This is a genomic window from Nocardioides cavernaquae (assembly GCF_003600895.1).
Taxonomy (GTDB): domain Bacteria; phylum Actinomycetota; class Actinomycetes; order Propionibacteriales; family Nocardioidaceae; genus Nocardioides; species Nocardioides cavernaquae.
Window position 1 is genome coordinate 745482 of sequence record NZ_QYRP01000002.1, and the last position, 21290, is coordinate 766771.

Here is a 21290-nt window from a genome sequence, read left to right on the forward strand (position 1 = left end):
GTCGTCCCGACAACCGTGAAACCAGCCTGCGACGGGCGTCACATCGTGCGCCGATCCGCGCCTGCCGCATCAGAAGGACACGCGCGTGTCTAAACTCTGCGTGACTCGGCATCCGTCTCACCTCGGAAAAGGTTGAACGTGGACTTCAAGGAACTGTTCCGCACGCTCCGTCGTCGCTGGAAGACCATCGTGGCGCTGGCTCTCATCGCCACGTTCGGGAGTCTCGCCCTTTCGCTGACGACCACGCCCACCTACGAGTCGAAGACGAAGATCTACGTCACGTCCGACACCTCGACGCTGCAGGACCAGTACGCCGCCACGCTCTACGCGAGCCAGCGCATCGCGTCGTACGCCGAGCTGGCCAACCACCGCGTCCTGCTCCAGCGCGTCGTCGACGACCTGGACCTCGACATGACCGCGTCGGAGCTGGCCGAGAAGGTGAAGGCCGAGGTCGAGACGTCGACCGTCATCCTCCAGATCACCGTGACGGACACCTCCGCCAAGCGGGCCCAGGAGATCGCCAACGCCGAGGCCGACCAGCTCGTTGAGTTCCTGCAGGAGCTCGAGACGCCTTCGACCTCCGATGTCTCGCAGATCCTCCCGACGATCACCGACCCTGCGACGTTCAACGCGAACCCCGTTGCGCCCCGCACCGTGCTCAACACCGTCGTCGCCCTGCTGATCGGCCTGACACTCGGCACGGCTGTCGCTGTCGCCCGCGAGCTGCTCGACCAGACCGTCTCCTCGGCCGAGGACGTCGACAAGGCCACGCAGGTCCCGATCATGGCCGCGATCGGCCTGGACCCGTCCGTCGCCAAGGACCCACTCCTGACCGACCTCACGACGTTCTCCCCGCGGGCCGAGGCGTTCCGCCTGCTGCGCACCAACCTGCAGTTCCTCGACCTCGACCACCCGCCGCGGTCCATCGTCATCACGTCGTCCGTGTCGGGCGAGGGCAAGACGACCGCCGCGACCAACCTCGCCGTTGCGCTCGCCCAGGCCGGCCGACGCGTGCTCCTGGTCGACGGTGACCTCCGTCGTCCGCGTGTGGCGGCACTGCTCGGCCTCGAGGGCTCGATCGGCCTCACGACCGTCCTGGTCGGGCGCACGAAGATCGAGGAGAGCGTGCAGAAGCACGAGGCGTCCGGCGTCTTCGTGCTCGCCAGCGGCCCGACCCCGCCGAACCCGTCGGAGATCCTGCAGGCCAAGGCCACCCACGACCTGCTGGGCAAGCTCCGCGACACCTACGACATGGTGATCATCGACGCGCCGCCGCTGCTGCCCGTCGCCGATGCCGCCATCCTCGCGACCGCCACCGACGGCGCGATCATCGTGACCCGCCACGGCAAGACCACCCGCGACCAGCTCGAAGGTGCGGCCACGCGACTGAACACGGTCGGCGCGCGGACCTTCGGCGTCGTGCTCAACATGGTCCCGAAGCGGTTCGGCCAGATGAATTACTACTACTACTACTACGCCGAGGAGTCGCAGCCGAGCGGCGGCAAGCGCTCAGCCGGCCGCGGCAAGGGCTGACCCCAGCGCCCCTTCATGGACACCAAGAGCATCCTCCTCAACATCGTCGGCGCCGTTGCCGCGCTGGCGCTGGTGGCGCTCACCTTCGTCAACACGATCGCAATGCTTTTCGCGGTGGTGCTGGCGATCGGGCTGCTCCTGGTCGTCGCCCTCGGACCGGAGCGACTCGGCGCCTTCCTGGTGCTGATCGGCGTCTTCCTCACCCCGATCAACGCCTTCCGCCCGCTCGTCTCACCGTCCTTCGCCTGGTCGGACATCCTGCTGGTTCTCGGGTTCGGACTCCTGCTCCCCCGGCTCCTGCGCAACCGCGCCCGCGTCCCGTCGCTCTTCGCGGCAGGTGCGCTCGGCGTGGTGGTCATGTCTGTCGCCTCGTCCCTGGTCGCTGCCAACGCCGGCAAGAGCGCCTACCTGAGCGGCTTCTTCCTGGCCGCGGTCGTCATCCTTCCCCTGCTCTTCAGCCTCTACTCCCCCGAGCACCGGCAGTTGGTGACGCTGGCCTCGGCCTTCGTTGCCGGCCAGGTCTTGAGCGCCTTGGTCGCTCTGGGCGAGGGCGCCGACGCCAGCGGCAGGTACGACGGCCTCACCTACCACTCCAACTACCTGGGGGTCGGCGGCGTCATCGCGCTGACCCTGTGCCCGTTCCTCCACGGTGTCGCCACCACGCGGCTCTGGCGCACGGTGATCCTCGGCGCGGGCGCGCTCTCAGGCGCCTCGGTCTATCTCAGTGGCTCGCGCGGTTGCCTGCTGGCCATCATCGCGATCGCCATCGTGTACCCGCTTTTCGAGCGGTCTGCCGTCTCGGCGTACCTGCTGTTCGGAATCACGATCGGCCTCGTGCCCCTGCTCGGCCTGATCGCCGCCTCGGTCGCCGAGGGCTCGGCCCTCGGGCGCCTGCTCGGCAAGGATCCGACAGCGTCAGGCTCCAACGACATCCGCCGCGACAAGCTGAGCGACGGCTGGCATCGGTTCCTCGACAGCCCGATCGCCGGATCCGGATTCGAAGGCAACCTCAGCTATCACAACATCTTCCTGCAGGTGCCGATCGCCATCGGCGTCCTCGGCTTTGCCGCGTGGCTGGTGATGCTCTGCGCCTTCATCTCGCCGCTCTTCGGCAACTCGCCGTACCGCCGGTTCGGCTATGTCGCACTGGCCTACCTCGCCATCGGGCTCACCGAACCGCTGCTCTTCGACCGGGTTGCCTGGGTTCCGATGAGCTTCGTCCTGCTTGCCGCACTGGCACCCTCACGTGGCCCGACCGAGGGCGCTGAGTCCGCTGAGGTCTCCGGCAGCAGCGCGACGCCGGCCCACCCCTTGCGCTGACCTCAACGCCCCGTGAGTCCACAGCAAACAAGCTGGCCCGCTGCCCCCGAGGGGACAGCGGGCCAGCTTGCGCTCTGACGGGTCAGAGAGCGATCTCGACCTCGGCGATCGAGCCGACGGCGGCGACGACCGTGCGGTCGACGGTCTCGGCACCGGGCGCCAGGGTGCGCAGGGTCCACTCGCCGTTGCCGGCGAAGAACCGGAAGTGACCGGTCGCGGAAACCGGCACCTCGGCGGTGAACTCGCCGCTCTTGTCCAGCAGTCGCACGTAGGCGACGGAGACGGGCGAGCCGCCCTTGGTCACCTGGCCCTGGATGATGGCCTCGATCTTGGTGTTGATGCCGTCGAGCGGCAGACCGCCCTCAGTTGCTCCACACATGTGTCTGTCTTCTCCTCAGAAGGGGGGTTTGCTCAGGCCTCGCCGCGCTCGTCGCCGAGCGCGATCGGGACGCCCACGAGCGAACCGTACTCGGTCCACGAGCCGTCGTAGTTCTTGACGTTGGGCTCACCGAGCAGCTCCTGCAGCGCGAACCACGTGTGCGACGAGCGCTCACCGATGCGGCAGTAGGCGATCGTGTCCTTGGTCCAGTCGACGCCGGCCTCGGTGTAGATCTCCTTGAGCTCCTCGTTGGAGCGGAAGGTGCCGTCGTCGTTGGCAGCCTTCGACCACGGCACGGAGGCGGCGGTGGGGACGTGGCCGGCGCGCTGGGCCTGCTCCTGCGGGAGGTGGGCCGGGGCGAGCAGCCGACCGGCGTACTCGTCGGGGGAACGCACGTCGACGAGGTTCTGCACGCCGATGGCGGCGACGACGTCGTCACGGAAGGCGCGGATCGACAGGTCCTGCTCGGAAGCGGTGTACGACGTGGCGTCGAGCTTCACCGGCTCGTCCGTCAGCTCGCGGGCGTCGAGCTCCCACTTCTTGCGGCCGCCGTCGAGGAGCTTGACGTCCTGGTGACCGTAGAGCTTGAAGTACCAGTAGGCGTAGGCCGCGAACCAGTTGTTGTTGCCGCCGTAGAGCACGACGGTGGAGTCGTTGGCGACACCCTTGTCGGACAGGAGCGCCTCGAACTGCTCCTTGCTGACGAAGTCCCGGCGGACCTGGTCCTGGAGGTCCGTGGTCCAGTCGAGCTTGATCGCGCCACGGATGTGGCTGCGGTCGTACGCCGCGGTGTCCTCGTCGACCTCGATGAGGACGACCTGGGGGTTGTCGAGGTTGTCCTCGACCCACTGGGCGGTGACGAGCACGTCTTCGCGAGCCATGGTTCTACCTTTCGGATGTCCGGGGGCCGTCTGCGGCCACCCGGGGCGGGGTGTGATTTCAGTTCTGCGGTGCTGTTCAGATGGGCTGTTCAGATGGGCTGTGCGGTGCGGGCGGTCAGGCGCTTGAGCACGAGGTACATCTCGCAGCCCAGGCAGAACCGGAACACCGCGTTGAGCAACGCGGCGGTCAGGGCGAACCCGACAGCGATCGCGCCCGCGATCTCGCTGCCGAGGAGATAGCCGAGGAGGCCGGCCACCGCGAACGCCAGGCCGACGGCCTGGGCGAAGCGCGGCGGCGCGGCGTCCTCGAGGTGGGTCGGAGGGGAGAGTCGCGGCCGGACCACGGTGCGGAACACCCATGCGTGAGGGGTGTGCTGGATGCCGCGGACGGCGCCCAGCGCGAAGAATCCGGCCTGCACTGCCAGCAGTGCCACCGCTGCGGCAGAGGGCGCCAGCAGCAGGACGGCGGCAAGCACGACCGCGGTCAGGGCGGCAGTGAACTGCGGCCCCCGCGGATCGATCTTGTTGGTGCTCATGTCTGTCTCCTGATCGCCCCGTGCTCGTCGAGCAGGCGGACGGTTCGCGTCACGGATGGTTCGAAAGCGAGCTCCCCCAGAGGGAGCGAGACGTCCTGCTGCGGCGCTCAGATGGCCGCAAGAAAATAGGGGGACGCCCCGTCAGGACATTCGACACAGCGACGAGCGGACGCGCATGTGATCCACCGCGCGGCGCTTGGTCAGCAGGGTCGTGAACATGCGGACAGCGTAGGGGCGGCCGGACTGCCCCCTCAAACGCGGATCCCAATATCCGAGACACGTGTCCGAATATTGGGATCTGAGCGGGATTTGAGCGTGCCCAACCGTCGACACGGCGCAACTTCGACGTCGACACGGCGCCTTCTCGAGGTCGAGGTAGCGCCGTGTCAACGAAAAGGGGTCAGGCCTTGGCGGTCTTGTGGAACAGGAAGTACTCGTCGCCGACGCCGATCATTTCGCGCAGCTCGTCGGACTGGTAGACGGGCCGGTTGTCCTCGAGGACGTAGCCCGCGGCCAGCACGTCGGGCAGGAAGTCCTCCCGCTCGCCGCCGACCTCGGTCGAGAGCAGCTCGCCCTCGGTGTTCGGGACGATCAGCAGCCACTCGATGTCGCGCTCGGAGATGCGGTCGAGCCACCAGCGGATCGACGCGTGGGACTGCTCGGAGAACGAGTGCACGTTGACCGCGACCGTGTAGGAGTCGCGCAACTTCTCGATCTCCGACAGCGGCACGACGCGCACGGTGTCCGGCAGCTCGCGGAAGCCGGTGTAGTACTCGCACAGGAAGGTCGAGACCGCGACACCGTCCGTGCAGTCGTACGCCGCGAGGTTGGGCAGCGCTTCCGACATGCGGTGCGCGAGACGGCCGTAGCCAGCACCGATGTCGAGCACGGTGGGCGCCTCGAGATCGGCCAGCCCGGTCAGCTCGTTGAGGTAGTTGATCTCGTTGACGCTGTCGAGCAGGTCACGGCTGACCGGCTCGCGGTCGCCGAAGAGGAAGGTGAACGCACCGAAGAGGCCGTCCTCCTTGAGCTTGCCCATCAGGCCGAGCTTGTCGCGCGAGGCGACGTCGAGCATGGCCAGGTAGTTGCGCGTGCGGGCGCTGCTCGTGAACAGGCGCAGCTGCCACACGTAGGCGTTGTCGCCGCGGAACCAGGCCAGCGAGAGGTTCTTGGACAGGAAGGTGTCGTTCCACTGCGTCGGCACCGCGGAGGGGTACTCCAGCGCGTTGTAGGCCTCGCGCAGCTCGGTGAGCCGCGGGTTGTCCTGGCGCAGGGTCTCCTCCGCTCCCGGGGGCAGCGGCACGTCGCTGTCGTGCGACACCTCGAAGTAGCGCAGACCATCGTCGTCGATCTTCGTCACGAGGTAGCCGGCGCGTGCCAGCCGCAGCTGCACCCGCTGCTTCACCCACGCGCGCATCGGCGTGACGTCGGCCCGCTTCAGGCGGGAACGGATCGAACCGGCCACATTCGTCATCTCTGCCTCGGATTCCGCAACTCTGGAGAACTCGTCTAGGGCAAAACTGGTGGTGCGTGGGTCCCCCGCCAGCCACGACCGCAACGGGCCCGAGGGGCATCGCGATCGGTGACAGCGCGGCCACAGTACCGTTCTCCCGTGTCCGACATGACAGGTACCCCACACGTTCCGGCGAACGCCCCGGACTCGTCGTACGGACTCATCTTCGTGCTCTTCCGCCCGACCTCCCAGCACGTGGAGAACCTCCGCGCGGCCCGGTCGCAGTGCGACGCGATCGTCGCGGTCGACAACACTCCCGAGCCGGATCTCGCGCTGCACGACGAGTTCCGCGCGGCGGGGGTCGACGTGGTCGACAACCGCAACGCCGGCGGCCTCGCCGGTGCCTACAACCGCGGCACGGAGCTGCTGCTCGAGCGCGGCGTCGAGCTGGTCTTCCTGCTCGACCAGGACTCCACGATCGACGACTCCTTCTGCCAGCGGATGGCGGCGGACTGCGCCCCGCTGCGGGGTACGCCGTTCCTGGTCGGCCCGCGGATCCACGAGACGCGCGCGGGCAACCTGATGCCGCTGATGCCGCCGACGAATCCCGGCTTCGAGGTCCCCGAGGTCGACGGGCTGACGCCGGTCGAGTTCCTGATCTCGTCGGGCTCGGCGTTCTCGGCGGAGGCCTTCCGGGTCCTGGGCGAGTTCCGCGAGGACTTCTTCATCGAGTCCGTCGACATCGAGTACGGACTGCGCGGGTGGGCCCGCGGCGTACCCAGCTTTGCGAACACGCGCGTCACCCTCGACCAGACGACCGGCAACATCTCGGTGCACGGAGAGAAGTTCACCTTCAACCACCACGCCGAGCGCTGTTACTACCGGGCGCGCAACTACCTCTTCACGCTGCGTGAGTACTTCCCGCCGCGCCAGGCCGCCCGCGCGCTCCGGTTCGCGCTGCAGCAGGTCCTGCTGGTGCTGCGCTTCGAGGACCGCAAGGCGCAGAAGGTCGTCGCCACGCTGGCCGCGGTCTACGACGGCCTGCGCGGCAACCTCGGGCGCTTCGAGGACGTGCGCCCCCGGACCGCCCGCTTCTGCACCCGCCGCTAGCCCGTTGACACGTCGCAACTTCGACGTCGACACGTCGCAAGATCGAGGTCGACGCGGCGCAACTTGGGCAGGACAGCCGAAGTCGCGCCGTGTCGACAGCCGAAGTCGCGCCGCGTCGACACCCAAGTCGCGCCGTGTCGACACCGAAGTTGGGCCGTGTCAACGGGGGACGGTCAGCGAGCGGCGGCGATGAGGATCTTCTCGAACCTGTCGGCACAGCCGGACAGTTCGAACTCGCGCTCGGCCAGCGCACGTGACGCCTTGCCCACCTGCGCGGCCCGGGCCGGGTCGGCCAACAGGTCGCGGACCCACTCGGCTCCGGCGGCGACCGAGGACTCCTCCGGCGACAGCACGCAGCCACCGGTCTCCTCGATCAGCTGAGCGGCGAGGTTCTCCGACGGCACGAACCCGATGATCGGACGTCCCGCGCAGAGGTAGGAGAGCGTCTTGGACGGCACGGAGAAGGCACCGGCGTCGGCCTCGAGGAGGACGACCAGGACGTCACCCGCGCCGAGCACGTCGGGCAGCGACTCGTAGGGCTGGAACGGCAACAGCGTCAGGTCCACGCCCAGGGCAGCAGCGTCCGAGCGGAGCACGGGCTCAGCCGCCCCCGCCGTCACGACGACCAGGTCGACCTCGGTGCCCAGTGCCGAGACGGCAGCAGCAAGGCGCGTCAGCAGGTGCGGGTTGTGCTTGAGCCCGAGCGTGCCGGAATAGACCAGGCGCGGCTTGGACGTGAGCCCCTGCAGTGCAGACCACTCGTTGTCCCGCGAGCGCGGGGTGATCTCGTCGACCGGCGCCCAGTTGGGGATGACGGTCGTCTTGTCAGCGGTCCCCCACAGCTCGTGCACTGGCACGAAGGAGTCGGCGATGACGACCACGGCAGCCGCACGCCGCGAGCACCAGCGCTCTGCCTGCCAGAACATCCACGCCACAACACGAAACTTCGAAGACAGCTTCGTGCCGGCGAGCTTGCGCAGCGCGATCGCGTAGATGTCCTGGTGCCACAGGATCCACGGGCGGCGGAGCACAGCCATGATCGCCGCGAAGATCACCATGGTCGGGATCTGCACGTTGGACAGCATCACGACGTCGGGGTTGACCTGGCGCACGTGGCGCACCAGCTGGAAACCCCGGAGGACCTCGCGCCCGAGCCGCTTGGCGTAGGCGCCCTGTTCGATCTTCGCGTCGCCGCCGATGCCGACGTACGTGATCGACTCCCCGGGGACCGCCGAGAGGCGACCCTTGCCGGAGACGTAGCCCGCGACATACGAGTGAGTGACCTCGTGGCCGCGGCGCGCGAGCTCGCGGCTCAGCTCGGCCTGGAAGGGGTGTCCGCTGTGGTCGTGGACCAGGATCTTCAAGAGATCAGCCTGCCTGAATTGACTCTGGCCCGATCAGCCCGGACCCGATCAACCCTGGGCCTTCACCTGGTCGTAGACCCAGCGGTAGGTCTTCTCCATGCCTTCCTTCAGGGTGATCGACGGCTCCCAGCCGTAGATCTCCTGGACGAGGGTGTTGTCGGAGTTGCGACCACGGACGCCCTGCGGCGCGTCGAGCTGGTAGTTGCGCTTGCACTTGATGCCCGCGAACTCCTCGACCATCGTGTAGAGGTCGTTGATCGAGATCAGCTCGGACGAGCCGACGTTGACCGGCACCGCCGAGTCGCCGTGCAGGACCATCTGCGAGCCCTTGACGCAGTCGTCGACGTACATGAACGAGCGGGTCTGCTCGCCGTCGCCCCAGATGCTGATCTCGTGGTTGCCGGAGATCACCGCCTCGGCGATCTTGCGACAGGTCGCGGCCGGAGCCTTCTCGCGGCCGCCGGTCCAGGTGCCCTCGGGGCCGTAGACGTTGTGGTAGCGGGCGACGCGGGTCTGCAGGCCGAAGTCCTCGAGGAAGTGGCGGGCCATGCGCTCGGAGAAGAGCTTCTCCCAGCCGTAGCCGTCCTCGGGGAGCGCCGGGTAGGCGTCCGACTCCTTGAGCGCGGTCACGTGCGCGTCGGTCTGCTTGTCCGCGGCGTAGACACACGCGGACGAGGAGTAGAAGTAGCCCTCGACCTCAGCGGCCTTGGCCGCCTCCAGCATGTGCGTCGAGGTGAGAACGGTCAGCATGCACGCTGCCTTGTTGTTCTCGATGAAGCCCATGCCGCCCATGTCGGCAGCCAGCATGTAGACCTCGCGAGCACCGGCCGTCTGCTCGAACGCATCGGAGCGCAGCGACAGGTCGGCCTGGACGTTCTGCACGCCCTCGTGCACCTGGTACCACTGGTCGAGCGGCTTCACATCGACCGAGCGAACGGTCAGCCCCTGCTTGAGGAGGTCGGCCACCAGGTGACCGCCGATGAAGCCGCCGCCACCGGCAACCAGAACGTCAACGTCTCGAGAACTCACAGCGATCCTTGTCATTTCCGAGTAAACCGACCCCCGCCGACAGGTCCCAACGCGAACCTGCGGAAAGCGTAACGTCGCAATCTCAGCGCCGCTCGGCGACCCGGCAATTCGTCCCAAAGGAATGCCTGCTTCACTCGGATCGGCGCCAGACGGACGTCCGGACTCGTTATGCTCCGGCCGGGCGGGGGCCAACGGGGTAAGGCCAATCCGGGAAGGGGCGTCGCGTGAGGGTCGTCATCGACGCGATGTGCGCCGAGTACGGCGGGATCCGCACCTACGTGGAGCACCTGCTGCTCGGCTGGGCCGATGCGCACCCCGAGGACGAGGTCCACGTCGCGCTCCGCGCGGGCTCCACCCTCGCCACGCCCGGCCTGACCCGCCACGAGTACGCCGTGGGCCGGCCCGACGCGTTGAGCCGTCCGTGGATCCAGGCGACCGCGATGCACCGGATGATCAAGTCCGTCGCGCCCGATGTCGTGCTCGCGACCGCCCCGACCACCGACGTACGCCGATCGGACGCAGCCCTGGCCGTCGTCATCCTCGACCTGCGTGCCGAGATCCTGCCGCACCAGTTCAGCCGGGGCCGGCGCCTGCTGCGCAAGGTCTCCTACGAGCGGGCCTACTCGCTGGCGGACGGGTTCCTGTCGATCTCGCAGCGCAGCCTCGACGACCTGCACCGCCTCCACCCCGACACTGCTGCCAAGCCCGGCACCGTTGCCTACCTCGGCGGCGACCACGCCCGCGCCTGGCCCACCTCCACCTCCACCCCGCCGAAAGGTCAGGTCTGGCGCGGCGAGCCGTCAACGATGGCGGGCCGAGAGGTCAACGATGGCGAACCTCGCGACGTGTCAACGGAAAGACGGCCGGCGATCGCGTTCGCGCACCACACCAACAAGAACCCCCAGCTGGTCATCGACGCCTGGGCGCTGCTGCGGGCCCGCGGAGTCGACGTGCCTCCGCTGACGTTCCTCGGCGTCTCCGGCGAGCTGCGATCGGGGCTCACCGAGTCCATCGAGAACCACGGCCTCACCGACGAGATCACGCTGTCGAAGTTCCTGCCCGACGAGGAGTTCCAGCGGACGTTCGCGGACGCGTCGATGGTCGTCTTCCCCAGTGACTTCGAGGGATTCGGCCTGCCGGTCGTTGAGGCGCAGACGCTGCGCAAGCCGCTCGTCATCGCCCCCGATGCCGGGCTGGTCGAGGTCGCCGGCGGCCACGCAGCTGTCACCACCGATTGGACCCCGTCAGCACTCGCGGAGGCGATCGAGCAGGCGATGGAGACCAGCGACGAGCAGCTCGACGCCGCCGAGAAGTGGGCGGCCGAGTTCACCTGGAGGCGCTGCATCGAGGTCACCCATGCCGCCCTCACCGACCTCGTCAGCGCCCGGCCCAGCAACCGGCCCGGCAACCGGCCCAACAACCGGCCCAGCAAGGGGAAGAAGCGATGAAGACCCCCGCCAGGAAGGTTCCGATCGCGCTGATCGCGTTCAACCGCCCGCAGCACACCGCGCGGACCCTCGAAGCCATCAGGGCAGCAGCGCCGGACCAGCTCTTCGTCGTACTCGACGGAGCCCGGCCGGACCGGCCCGACGACGCCCCCAAGTGCGCCGAGGTGCGCGCGCTCGTCGACGCCATCGACTGGACGACGGTCAGCGTCCGCGCCTCCGACGAGAACCGCGGTTGCGAGGGCAATGTCGAGACCGGCCTGGACTGGGTCTTCACCCAGGTGGCCGAAGCGATCGTGCTCGAGGACGACTGCGTCCCCGACCCCACGTTCTTCGGCTATGCCGAGGAGCTGCTCGACCGCTACCGCACCGACACACGCGTGTGGCAGATCGCGGGCAACAGCCACGGGGTTCCGAGCACCCTCTTCGGCGAGGACAGCTACCGCTTCAGCAGCTGGGCCAGCGTGTGGGGCTGGGCGACCTGGGCAGACCGCTGGCAGCGGCACCGCGAGGTGTTTCCCCGGACCCACATCGGCAAGAGCGGCATCGTGCCGATCCGCACGACGTCGTACGCCGCGAGGCCAGGTGCGCTGGTCACCAGGAGTGCCCGCAAGCACTTCGAGGAAGCCTCGACCTCCGGCGACGTGATCACCCACGGCTGGGACAAGCAGTGGTGGATCACGATGATCAGCGAGGGCGGGCTGGCCGTCTCCCCCGCGGTCAACCTGGTCGAGAACGTCGGCTTCGGCGCGGACGCGACGCACGGCGTCGTGGAGCGCGAGATGGACCCCGCGCACGCGATGACCTTCCCCCTGCAGCACCCGACGACGGTCGCGGTCGACACCGAGGTCGAGCGCGAGCTCGAGCTGCTGCTCAACCGCGTCGGCGGCCGGGCGGCACGTGTGGCACGGAGGCTCGTCAGGTCACCTCGCGCCCGTCGCGTCCTTCGTAGGATGGCCGACAGCAAGACCGCGGTCCGGGCCGCCCGGGCCGCCTCACGACTGCGCGATCGCGGGACCTCCCCCCAGTCCGGCAACCAGTCCGGCGACCAGCCCGGCAACGAAAACGGCTAGGAGCCATCGACGTGCTCAGCACCCCCGTCGTCCTCATCGTCTTCCGGCGACCCGAGGTCACGCGTCGCAACATCGACGCCCTGCGGAAGGTCCAGCCGACCGAGCTCTTCGTGATCGCCGACGGGCCGCGCCCGGGCCGCCCCGAGGAGGCCGCCCAGTGCGAGGCCGTCCACGCGGTCCTGCGCGAGGTCGACTGGGACTGCACCATCCACACGAAGTACGCCGAGCGGAACCTCGGCCTCGAGGCCAACGTCGAGCTCGGTCTGGACTGGGTCTTCTCGCAGGTCGACCGCGCGATCGTGCTCGAGGACGACTGCATCGCCGACCCCTCCTTCTTCGCCTACTGCGAGGACCTCCTCTCCCGCTATCGCGAGGAGAAGAGGGTGTGGCTGATCGCCGGGGACAACAAGCTGGTGCCGCGCCGGATGTTCCAGGGCCGCAGCTACGACTTCGCCAGCTGGGCGAGCGTCTGGGGCTGGGCGACCTGGGCCGACCGCTGGCAGGCGCACCGCGCGTTGTTCCCCCGTGACCACGCCGGCGCCGAGGAGCGGGTCAACTCGACACCTCGCACGGCCGATGCCACCCGCCCAACACCCGCGATCCCCCGCCGCGAGGCACTGGTCACCGACAAGGCCTTCGAGCACTTCAGCAACGTGGCCGTCGACACCGACGGTGACTCGCGCGGCTGGGACCACCACTACTGGGTGACGATCATGTCGGAGGGCGGTCTCTGCGCAACGCCGGCCTACAACACGATCGAGAACGACGGCTACGGCGAGGGCGCCACCCACACCCGGTCCGCCAAGGCACCGACACCCGCGGAGCCGATGCCGTTCCCGCTGGTCCACCCGCCCGCAGTCGAGCTGAACAAGGACGTGCAGGCCGAGCTCGAGCTGGTCCTGCTCCGCATCGACGGCCGGCTCTCCCGCGTCGTCCGCAAGGTCATCCGTCCATTGTGGATGCGCGCCATCGTCCGCAAGGTCATCACCCAGCCGCTGATCTGGCGCTTCGTGCGCAAGATCCTGGCGCGCTGAGAACGGGCAGGCAGACATGGCGCTCCCCACGCGACTCCAGCCCTACTGGCCGTTGTTCAAGCGACTGCACCGGCTGCTCACGCTGCTCGCCGGCCTCGTCTTCCGGCGTACCTCGTTCCTGTTCGGCGACCGCGGCGTCCCGACCCGAGCAACCGAGACATCGGTCGAGACCGCACGACGTGAGCCCGGCACGGTGACCGTGCACCACGGTGGTCCCGCCGAGACGATCCACCGCAGCGCCGTCACCGGCACCCCGGCCGACCACTGGGTCTTCACCGGCGGCCGCGACGCGACCGTCCCCGCCCGCTACACCCTCGAGATCGCGGGCGGCCGGATCACCGGCGACTTCGGCGCCACCACCACCCCGAAGAAGCGGCTCGACTACCAGACCAGCGGCTACTTCGGCCTCTCCTCGTGGCGCGAGCACCCGGTCTTCCTGCGCCCCACGCTGGGCACCGTGGAGCACGTCCCCGGCACGGTCCTGAGCCTGACCACCCGCGGCGCTGCGGCCAACTACTACCACTTCATGTACGACGCGATCGCGCGCTACGGCGTCTTCGAGGAGTCCCTGGCGGGGACGCAGATCGACGCGGTGATCGTGCCGCACGCGACCCGCTACCAGAAGCAGCTGCTGGAGCTCGCGGGCATCGAAGGACCCTGGTTGCAGCCGCGCGCCAACCACACGTTCACCGCCGACCGGCTGCTGGTGCCGAGCACGCCCAACCAGGCCCTCGATGCCCCGCGCTCCGCAGTTTCGTGGCTTCGCAAGAGGCTGCCTGCCACTGGCAACGGCGACACCCCTCGCCGACTCTTCGTCACCCGTGGCAACAAGCCCGGCACTCGGCGGTACGTCGAGGAAGCAGCTCTCAGGCCCTGGCTCGAGAAGAACGAATTCGTCGTGGTGGACCCTGGCACGCTGAGTGTGCAGCAGCAGATCGACCACTTCGCAGGCGCCGAAATCGTGGTCGGGCCACATGGCGCGGGCCTCACGAACATCACCTTCTGCCCGCCCGGCGCGAAGGTGCTCGAGCTCTTCGCGGCGTCGTACGTGCATCTGGGATTGCGGAACATCGCTGAGGCAACCGACTGCATCGACTACCAGTACCTGACTGCCGAGGGTGACCACCCGGCGGGGAAGCCGATGCTCGGAATCTACGACGATGTTTCGATCCCGCCGGAGCGCGTGATCGAAACCATCAGGTCCATGATCGGGAGACCCGGATGACCACCGCACGACGGCTGACCGAGGCCAGGGGCCAGGCCCGGAGGCTGGCGGGCAGCGATGCGGCGAGGCTCGTGATCGTCGGCCTGGTCGCCCAGGCCGTCACCGTGCTCTCGGGCCCGATGCTCGCGCGCATGCTCGGAGACGTCGGACGCGGGCAGCTGGCGATCGTTCTTGCTGCTGCTCTGGTGTGCAATCAGTTGGCGCTGAACAGCTTGGGAGCCGGCATCACGCGGGCCGTCGCGAGCCGTCACCGTCCTGCACGCGACCTGGTCTTGCGGCACCTGCCGCGGTGGATCGCATGGTCGGCGGTGTCCGCAGTGGCGGCGGCAGGGTGCACCGCCGTCTTCCTGCGCGACTCGGGCTCGGTCTGGCCACTGACCGCGATGGCCTTCCTCATCTGCTTCACCGGTGCCGTGCTCGGCCTGCTGCGCGCCATGGTCCGCGGCGAGAACGGCCTGAAGTACATCAACCGCGCGGACCTCGCGATCACCTTCGGCTACGTGGGGCTGGTCGTCATCCTGTTCGTGTTCTGGCGACAGGCGCCCGCGGTCGTCGTGCTCGGGACCTTCCTCGTGGGCCAACTGTTGTCCCTGGCGATCATGTCCCGTGGCCTTCGCCCGTCGCTCGATCCCACACCCGACCTGACGGTCGCCAAGGACGTCCACGGCTTCGCGAGGCGGGGCTACTTCGCCTCCATCGGCACGCTCGACCGCCTCGGCCTCGACACCCTGATCCTGGGAGCCATGCTAGGCACGGCGATCGTCGGCCAGTACTCCATCGCGTCCTCCATCGCCGCCCTGCCGGCCCTCCTCGTCGGCCGCCTGGCGGTCGCCGTCCTCCCGCGCATGGCGGCGTACCCGCCCGCCGAGGCCGCGGCATTCCTGCGGCGATGGACCGCCGGCGCGCTGCTGCTGATGGCGCCTGTGATCGTGATCCTGTGGGTGCTGATGGATCCGCTGGTGAACGTCCTCTTCGGCGAGGTCTTCGCCCCGACGGTGTGGCCGAGCCGCATCCTGCTGATCGCCAACAGCGCCTTCTCGATCCGGCTGATCTTCACCGCTGCGGCTTCGGCGCAGGGCCGCGAACGGGCTGTCTCGGTGATCTCGCTGGTGTCGAGCGCCGGGCTGGTGGCCGCCCTGGCCATCGGCGCCCACCTCGATGGCCTCACCGGCGCCGCGATCGGCGTCACGATCGCATCGGTGGCCGGATGCCTGGCAGTGGCCCGAGCCGTCTCCTGGACTGGCCGGACCGACCTCAGGACCGACTCTCGTTGACCCAGGCCCGGGACCGGTCGCGCAGGTTGCGGCTGATCCGGCTGATCTGCTGACCGCGGAACCGGGCATGGAGGTACGCCGGGACCATCCGGTCGGCGGCGCGCATCCGGCCGGACTGGCTGCGGGCCGCCAGAGTGGCGGCAACGGCTCGCCGCTGCCCAGCCAGGCCATCGGGCGCTGCGGCGGTGACTGCAGCAGCGGCGGCCCGTGCGGACTCGTCGGCACGCTGAGCGAGGCTGCGGGACCGCTCGGCCTCGCCGACGCTGCCGCGCAGGGCAAGCGCCTGGCCGATGGCGTCGTCCAGGTCATCAGGATCGACATCGACCGGACCCGGTTCCTCCCAGGTCCTGAGGTAGTGGGTGAGCTTCTCGTTGCTCAGCGCCACCCGCGGGACCCCGTACGCCGTGCTGATCACTGCACAGTGGAGTGACGTGCTCACCATCAGGTCGGCACCCGCGATCGTGGCCACCTTGGCCAGCGGGTCGTTGTCGCGCAGGACCTCGATGGTCCGACCGCCTGCCTGACGCTCGAACTCCCGGGCCACCTGTTCGTACAGCTCGATGGAGTCGTGTCCCGGCGCAAGTCCCGCCGCCAGCAGACGCACGTGAAGCGGAACCAGGTGCCGGCTGCCCGCCAGGGCAGCGGCCAGTGCCTCGGGGCCGATGAGCGAGAGATATGCCTCGTTGACCTGAACCACCGCGTAGGCGTCCGTCGAGATGGCCCGCGACGGCACGTGCGCGGCGATCGAGTGCATTAGGTCGGGGGCGAGGCGATGCTCGACGCCAAGTCGCGACAACAGCTTCGCCGACCCGGCATCACGCACGGAGAGGTAATCCAGCTCGCGCAGCGCGGTCACTGCCTCAAGCCGTGCGGTGCCGATCAGCAGCGACATGTTGCGCAACCCGACCGAGTTGACGACAGCAACGCTTGAGGACGTGCCGGAGAGCGCCGACATGCGGGGAAGGTAGGCCTGCCCATAACGGCTGAGGCCCTGCTCCTGCTCGTCGAACTCAGACTGGTGGCGCAGCTCGCCGTGCGGGCCGCCAACTTCGCCGCCAACGACCCAGACCGGGTGGGGGCCGGCGCCGTTCCGCACCACGTCGACGTACCGGTGGACCTGCTCGCCCAGCATCTGCTGGGTGCTGGCCGCGACCGGCGTCGCCAGGATGGAAGCCGCATCGCCGAGATAGCGGCGGCTCACGATGGGAAAGAGGAGATCGCCAAAATTGTCACGCTCGAACGCGCCCACCAGGACAACGGGGGCCTGCACCTCAACCACAGTCACACCTTCCTGTCGGCGGGACGCTAGCACGCTGGAGGACACCGACGATGCGCGGATCCAAACGCCGCGTCGGCACGCCAACTGGCCACACAGGACACGCTGATCCTCCTATGCTGTGCCGGTGCACATGAATCTTCCGCACCAGGCCGAGCGACTCAAGCGCCGGGCCGGGTGGGCCATCCGTGACCGGTTCCCCCATCGCCGTGTGGTGCGGGTCGTGCAGGGCGTCGAGATGACCCTTCCCTGGTCCCACAGGCTCCCGGACTACACCCGCGACGGGTCGGTCTACGGACAGAACCTCGTCGAGCTGGCGCGGGCACTCACCCCCGCCGATGGACCCGTGGTCGTCATCGACATCGGCGCCAACGTGGGCGACTCCGCCCTCCAGGTGCTCGACGCGACCGACGCACGCTTCATCTGCGTCGAGGCCGACGACTACTACCTGGACTACCTGCGCACCAACGTCGGCGACGACGAGCGCTGCCGCATCGAGCCCGCGCTGCTGATCCCCGACAACTCGGCGTCGACCAACGTCTCGGTGGTCCGTGAAGGCGGCACGGCCCGCTTCGTCGAGTCCTCCTCGTCGACCTCAGACGTGTCCGGTGTGACCCCCGCCGAGCTGCGCGCACGCCACCCGTGGACTGCCGACCTCCGCCTGGTCAAGAGCGACACCGACGGGTACGACGTCGCGCTGGTGCCCGCACTGGCCGCCGAATTCGCCGATCTCTCCCCCGTCCTCTTCTTCGAGTACGACCAGCGCCTCTCCCGCATCGCCGGCTTCGAGCCGACCGATGTGTGGAGCGCGCTTGCCGACCTGGGCTACACCGAGGTCGCGATCTGGGACCACGGCGGCGCTCCCGTGGGCCGGATCGGCATCGAGGACGTCGCTGTAGCGGCGAAGGTGCTCGACAACGAGGTCAACACCAAGCTGCGCGCGTACTGGGATGTCGCCGTCGTCCACGGCCAGGACGCTTCCGGCCTCGCCGCGATCACGGCCCTGGTCCCCGACACCCTCTGACCCGTCTCCCCCGGTAGCTGATCCTCAGCCGTTGCGGTGGCGCAGCGCCCACAGCCGGTGCCGGCTCGAGCGGGCGGCACCGTGGAGCCGGGAGGAGAACAGCAGCCGGGTGCGGGGGTCGAGCGGCTTGCGGTGGAACAGGTGCCAGTTGGAGCCGTTGCTGGTCACCTCGAAACCGAGTGACTCACCGAGGATGCGCAGCGACTCGACGGTGTGGAAGATGACGTGCTGGCCGACCTCGGGCCAGTAGTACCACCAGTCGCCGACCTTCGGCGCGGGCTCGGGCACGAGCTCGGTCGAGAAGAAGACCAGGTCGGTGCGCTCGGCGAGCTTGGCCAGCTGGCCCCGCGGATCGGGCAGGTGCTCGAAGACCTCGAACGCGGTGACCAGGTCATAGCGACCAAGGCCGTCGTCCTGGAACTGGCGCGCGAAGACCGGCGTGGCGTACTCGTCGAACTGCCAGAAGTCGTGTGCCGCCTCGCGCATGAACTGAACGAAGGTGCCGTAGCCCGACGCGAAGTCGAGGAAGCGCCCACCGGTCAGTCCCTCGAACCGGATGATCGCCGACGTCAGCCGGGTCATCAGGCGCGCACGGCGCATGAGGCCCGAGTCGCAGTCGTGGATCGCGCTCGCGTAGGCCTCGTCGAGGAAGGGCAGGTCGAGGATCGCGATCAGGCCGCACGCGGTGCAGCGGTGGTAGTCCGCGTCGTACTTCCCGAGCACCAGGGCGTTGTCGAACAACACCATGGCGGCATCGCAGACAGGGCAGCTCGGGCTGCCGGAGTTCGAGGTCACGTCTGATCTCCCGGAAGTGGTGGGATGAGGGCCCGGGCGATGGCGCGGGCCAGCTTGAGCCGGCCGCTGATGGAGAAGTGCTCCGTCGCGTCCGTCGCGTTGGCGAAGTCGACGTCGTCGAGGTCGCCGCCGACGATCTGATAGTCCGCGCCGGCGGTCGAGCGGATCGCGTCGTCGACCAGCTTGATGTTGGACTGCGCGTGCGCCTCGAACTCGCCGGGAAAGTTCAGCTCTCCCCGCGCCATTGGCGCCGCGGTGCGGTAGGAGACCGTCGGAACGCCGTACGCCGCGACCTGGCGGCCGAACTCGACCCAGTCGGCGATCCCGGGCGTCTCGGAGGAGTACTCCTCACCGTGGAAGTAGTCGAACAACGCGCGCTCGTGCTCGATCGGCCACGGCGGCGGACCTTGGCCCTTCAGCCGGTCGCGGAACGCACCGATGGTGCTCGCGCCACCCCATCGAGTCGTGACGGGCAGCGCATGGAACCGGTCGTACGCCGACGGGTCGGTGCGTGGCTTGCGGTGCACGTAGCGGATACGGCGTGCAGCCGAGTCGATCTGCGCGAGGTGCACGCGCGTGAGCTCATAGGAGTACGTCGGGTGCTGGGTCACGTGGACCGAGCAGCCGGTGCGCACACAAACCGAGGTGACGAGGTACTGCGGGCGGACCGGGAGCGTGCCGAGGATGCGGAGGAACTCCGCATGCTGCCTTGCGCTGTAGCCGGCGCCGGAGATCGCCGCGACCCGCAGACCCCCGAGCTCGCGGGCGATCAGCTCCGGGATCATCGCCGTGTCAGTGTCACCCGCCGCACCGAAGAGGCAGGACGAGTCGCCGAGGAGCAGCACGTCGACCTCGCCACGGAGCAGCTGGCGACGCACGCGGGCGAGCTGTCGCAGCGTCGGGTCGACGTGTCGGTCGCGGAGCTCGCGCACCTGGTTCCGCCGCCGCAAGACCCACGGGTGATGCCTCAGCGACACAGGGATTCCTCCTCCACGAGATCGGTCACGGCGAGCCTATCGAGGCAACGGCCCTCACCGCCGGGGAGTCCGGTCAATCGGCAAGCGCAGCATCGAGCGCCGTGATGACCTGTGCCTTGGACGGCGCTCCCGAGGCCCGCTGGACCTCGTGGCCGGCCCCGTCGAGGACGACCGTCGTGGGCGTGCGCATGATGCCGAGCCGGCGGACCAGGTCGAGGTGGTGCTCCGCGTCGATCTCGATGTGCACGACGCCCGGCACGACCGCCGCGACCTCACCGAGCGTGCGCCGGGCCACCCGGCACGGGGCGCAGAACGCGGTCGAGAACTGGACGAGCGTCGCCCGCTCACCGATCTGGTCGGCCCACTCGGTGCCACCGAGGAGCGGATCGGCACGGGACGCCGGGGTCCCGGCCGGCGGCGTACCGTCCGGGTGGGCCGCGTGGCTGTCCGGGTGGGCTGCGTCGTGGCGCCCGCGCGCAGCGTGGCGCTCCGCGTGGCGGATGGCGTGCGTGCCACTGAAGCGGCCGTCGCTGATGAGCCGGTACGTCCCGAAGACGACCGCGACCACGACAGCCGCAATGAGGACGATCAGTCCCGTGAGCGTGGGCTCCGAAGTCATGCCGATCCCAACTGCCGCACCAGGCCAGGCATTCCTCAGTCCTTGGAGGGCCGGTTGATGACGTCGACCCAGGTGACCGTCTTGACCTCGCGCGCGGGTGCGCCGACGACGACGGTCAGCTCGGGGACGTCGCGGGTGACGACCGAGTTGGCGCCGACCACGCAGCCGTCTGCCAGCGAGCGGCTCCCGAGGACGACCGCGTGGGCGCCGAGGCTCACGTAGTCACCGAGCGTCGGGAAGCCCCGGTTGGCGTCAGCACCACCACCGGCAGGCTCGCCGAGAGTCGCGCCCTGCGCCATCCTCAAACCCTTGCCCGCAACGACTCCGCCGCCGATCACGACACCGCTGGAGTGCATCAGCGACATGCCCGGGCCGATCTGTGCGTCCGGGTGGATCTCCGCGCCGGAGATCATCAGGCCCCATGCCCTGAGCACAAAGGCCAGCGGGCGAAGCGGGGTGCCCGCCACTGCGTGGCCGATGCGGAACAGCACCACCACCTGCACCTGCGGCGTGATCAGCAGCTTGCCGAGCACCTTCACCCAGAACGCCGCGCCGAACACCCGCGTCTGGTCGACGCTGGCCTTGAGGTCTTCCCGGATCAGGCTCCACATGGACAGCATCCTGTCAGCCCCCGGCGAACGGCGGCAGGAACTCCACCGTCATACCGGCCTCGAGCACCTGCTCACCCGCGGGCGTGCCGGGCTGGCGGCCGTCGACGAGCACCGAGCAGACAGCGAGTACGGCGGGGAGCCGGTCGCTTCCGGGGTGCCGCTCGAGGATGCGTGCCCGGAGGTCGTCGAGGGTCAACGGCGACGCAAACGTTTCCGCTCCGATGCCGGCCGCAGCGCGTGCAGCCGCCCAGTAGCGCACCGTGATCCCCGTCTCGACACGTGCCACGCGCTCACCTTCCGGACCCATGTTCGATAGTCTCGCAGTCACCGAG

21 protein-coding genes are annotated in these 21290 nt (G+C 68.9%); 9 read left to right on the forward strand and 12 right to left on the reverse strand.

Annotation, left to right across the window (positions count from 1 at the left end; genetic code table 11):
* Nucleotides 1-138: 138 nt before the first annotated feature.
* The gene (locus tag D4739_RS03740) at nt 139-1533 is read left to right on the forward strand and encodes a tyrosine-protein kinase domain-containing protein (protein WP_147384789.1); all 1395 of its coding nucleotides are present in this window, start codon (nt 139-141) and stop codon (nt 1531-1533) included.
* Nucleotides 1534-1548: 15 nt separating this feature from the next.
* Entirely contained in the window at nt 1549-2853 is a 1305-nt protein-coding gene (locus D4739_RS03745; protein ID WP_120059320.1) for an O-antigen ligase family protein, read from the forward strand.
* Between the two features lie 82 nt (nt 2854-2935).
* Here D4739_RS03745 and D4739_RS03750 read toward each other — a convergent pair whose 3' ends face one another.
* The 4 genes from D4739_RS03750 to D4739_RS03765 form a co-directional block, all read right to left on the reverse strand.
* On the reverse strand, nt 2936-3232 hold the full coding sequence (locus tag D4739_RS03750) for a DUF1416 domain-containing protein (RefSeq protein WP_120059321.1): 297 nt from the start codon (nt 3230-3232) through the stop codon (nt 2936-2938).
* A 32-nt stretch (nt 3233-3264) separates the two neighbouring features.
* Complete coding sequence (locus D4739_RS03755; protein WP_120059322.1) at nt 3265-4113, reverse strand: sulfurtransferase; 849 nt, start codon at nt 4111-4113, stop codon at nt 3265-3267.
* 89 nt (nt 4114-4202) lie between these two features.
* Nucleotides 4203-4649, reverse strand: coding sequence for a DUF4395 domain-containing protein (locus tag D4739_RS03760; RefSeq protein WP_120059323.1), 447 nt, complete (start codon nt 4647-4649; stop codon nt 4203-4205).
* A gap of 400 nt (nt 4650-5049) precedes the next feature.
* A complete protein-coding gene (locus D4739_RS03765; protein ID WP_120059324.1) occupies nt 5050-6123 on the reverse strand; it encodes a class I SAM-dependent methyltransferase in 1074 nt (357 codons plus the stop codon).
* Nucleotides 6124-6261: 138 nt separating this feature from the next.
* Between D4739_RS03765 and D4739_RS03770 the strand changes: the two genes are divergently transcribed.
* Nucleotides 6262-7212 (forward strand): glycosyltransferase family protein, encoded by a 951-nt coding sequence (locus D4739_RS03770; RefSeq protein WP_120059325.1) that lies wholly within the window; start codon nt 6262-6264, stop codon nt 7210-7212.
* Between the two features lie 173 nt (nt 7213-7385).
* Here D4739_RS03770 and D4739_RS03775 read toward each other — a convergent pair whose 3' ends face one another.
* Both D4739_RS03775 and D4739_RS03780 read right to left on the reverse strand, forming a co-directional pair.
* The gene (locus tag D4739_RS03775) at nt 7386-8576 is read right to left on the reverse strand and encodes a glycosyltransferase family 4 protein (protein WP_120059326.1); all 1191 of its coding nucleotides are present in this window, start codon (nt 8574-8576) and stop codon (nt 7386-7388) included.
* A 48-nt stretch (nt 8577-8624) separates the two neighbouring features.
* Nucleotides 8625-9605 (reverse strand): NAD-dependent epimerase/dehydratase family protein, encoded by a 981-nt coding sequence (locus D4739_RS03780; RefSeq protein ID WP_238473508.1) that lies wholly within the window; start codon nt 9603-9605, stop codon nt 8625-8627.
* A 224-nt stretch (nt 9606-9829) separates the two neighbouring features.
* On the opposite strand from D4739_RS03780, the gene D4739_RS03785 reads away from it, so the two are divergent.
* The 5 genes from D4739_RS03785 to D4739_RS03805 are packed head-to-tail and all read left to right on the forward strand — an operon-like array spanning nt 9830 to nt 15656.
* Nucleotides 9830-11053, forward strand: coding sequence for a glycosyltransferase (locus tag D4739_RS03785; protein WP_120059328.1), 1224 nt, complete (start codon nt 9830-9832; stop codon nt 11051-11053).
* Nucleotides 11050-12123, forward strand: coding sequence for a glycosyltransferase family 2 protein (locus D4739_RS03790; RefSeq protein WP_120059329.1), 1074 nt, complete (start codon nt 11050-11052; stop codon nt 12121-12123). The genes D4739_RS03785 and D4739_RS03790 overlap by 4 nt, the downstream gene beginning before the upstream one ends.
* Before the next feature lie 11 nt (nt 12124-12134).
* Entirely contained in the window at nt 12135-13157 is a 1023-nt protein-coding gene (locus tag D4739_RS03795; protein WP_120059330.1) for a glycosyltransferase family 2 protein, read from the forward strand.
* A gap of 16 nt (nt 13158-13173) precedes the next feature.
* Nucleotides 13174-14382 (forward strand): glycosyltransferase family 61 protein, encoded by a 1209-nt coding sequence (locus tag D4739_RS03800; protein WP_120059331.1) that lies wholly within the window; start codon nt 13174-13176, stop codon nt 14380-14382.
* Nucleotides 14379-15656: an oligosaccharide flippase family protein gene (locus D4739_RS03805; RefSeq protein ID WP_120059332.1), complete on the forward strand. Its 1278-nt coding sequence runs from the start codon at nt 14379-14381 to the stop codon at nt 15654-15656. Before D4739_RS03800 ends, D4739_RS03805 begins: the two co-directional genes overlap by 4 nt.
* Here D4739_RS03805 and D4739_RS03810 read toward each other — a convergent pair.
* Entirely contained in the window at nt 15637-16935 is a 1299-nt protein-coding gene (locus tag D4739_RS03810; protein WP_120059333.1) for a polysaccharide pyruvyl transferase family protein, read from the reverse strand. The genes D4739_RS03805 and D4739_RS03810 overlap by 20 nt on opposite strands.
* A gap of 130 nt (nt 16936-17065) precedes the next feature.
* Between D4739_RS03810 and D4739_RS03815 the strand changes: the two genes are divergently transcribed.
* The gene (locus D4739_RS03815; protein ID WP_120059334.1) at nt 17066-17956 is read left to right on the forward strand and encodes an FkbM family methyltransferase; all 891 of its coding nucleotides are present in this window, start codon (nt 17066-17068) and stop codon (nt 17954-17956) included.
* A gap of 24 nt (nt 17957-17980) precedes the next feature.
* Here the strand turns inward: D4739_RS03815 and D4739_RS03820 are convergent, their stop codons facing one another.
* The 5 genes from D4739_RS03820 to D4739_RS03840 form a co-directional block, all read right to left on the reverse strand.
* Nucleotides 17981-18751, reverse strand: a complete 771-nt coding sequence (locus D4739_RS03820; RefSeq protein ID WP_120059335.1) for a class I SAM-dependent methyltransferase — start codon at nt 18749-18751, stop codon at nt 17981-17983.
* Nucleotides 18748-19683 (reverse strand): hypothetical protein, encoded by a 936-nt coding sequence (locus D4739_RS03825; protein WP_120059336.1) that lies wholly within the window; start codon nt 19681-19683, stop codon nt 18748-18750. Before D4739_RS03825 ends, D4739_RS03820 begins: the two co-directional genes overlap by 4 nt.
* Before the next feature lie 118 nt (nt 19684-19801).
* A complete protein-coding gene (locus D4739_RS03830) occupies nt 19802-20347 on the reverse strand; it encodes a thioredoxin family protein (RefSeq protein ID WP_120059337.1) in 546 nt (181 codons plus the stop codon).
* Between the two features lie 35 nt (nt 20348-20382).
* The gene (locus D4739_RS03835; RefSeq protein WP_182920306.1) at nt 20383-20958 is read right to left on the reverse strand and encodes a serine O-acetyltransferase; all 576 of its coding nucleotides are present in this window, start codon (nt 20956-20958) and stop codon (nt 20383-20385) included.
* Between the two features lie 13 nt (nt 20959-20971).
* Nucleotides 20972-21265, reverse strand: coding sequence for a MoaD/ThiS family protein (locus D4739_RS03840; protein ID WP_120059339.1), 294 nt, complete (start codon nt 21263-21265; stop codon nt 20972-20974).
* Between the last annotated feature and the right edge of the window lie 25 nt (nt 21266-21290).

Bases quoted from the DNA above. Each gene is read 5' to 3' on its own strand.
- D4739_RS03830 (WP_120059337.1), bottom strand. From the start codon at position 20,347: ATGACTTCGGAGCCCACGCTCACGGGACTGATCGTCCTCATTGCGGCT.
- D4739_RS03760 (WP_120059323.1), bottom strand. From the start codon at position 4,649: ATGAGCACCAACAAGATCGATCCGCGGGGGCCGCAGTTCACTGCCGCC.
- D4739_RS03790 (WP_120059329.1), top strand. From the start codon at position 11,050: ATGAAGACCCCCGCCAGGAAGGTTCCGATCGCGCTGATCGCGTTCAAC.
- D4739_RS03840 (WP_120059339.1), bottom strand. From the start codon at position 21,265: ATGGGTCCGGAAGGTGAGCGCGTGGCACGTGTCGAGACGGGGATCACG.
- D4739_RS03805 (WP_120059332.1), top strand. From the start codon at position 14,379: ATGACCACCGCACGACGGCTGACCGAGGCCAGGGGCCAGGCCCGGAGG.
- D4739_RS03755 (WP_120059322.1), bottom strand. From the start codon at position 4,113: ATGGCTCGCGAAGACGTGCTCGTCACCGCCCAGTGGGTCGAGGACAAC.
- D4739_RS03815 (WP_120059334.1), top strand. From the start codon at position 17,066: ATGAATCTTCCGCACCAGGCCGAGCGACTCAAGCGCCGGGCCGGGTGG.
- D4739_RS03800 (WP_120059331.1), top strand. From the start codon at position 13,174: ATGGCGCTCCCCACGCGACTCCAGCCCTACTGGCCGTTGTTCAAGCGA.
- D4739_RS03750 (WP_120059321.1), bottom strand. From the start codon at position 3,232: ATGTGTGGAGCAACTGAGGGCGGTCTGCCGCTCGACGGCATCAACACC.
- D4739_RS03745 (WP_120059320.1), top strand. From the start codon at position 1,549: ATGGACACCAAGAGCATCCTCCTCAACATCGTCGGCGCCGTTGCCGCG.
- D4739_RS03765 (WP_120059324.1), bottom strand. From the start codon at position 6,123: ATGACGAATGTGGCCGGTTCGATCCGTTCCCGCCTGAAGCGGGCCGAC.
- D4739_RS03835 (WP_182920306.1), bottom strand. From the start codon at position 20,958: ATGTGGAGCCTGATCCGGGAAGACCTCAAGGCCAGCGTCGACCAGACG.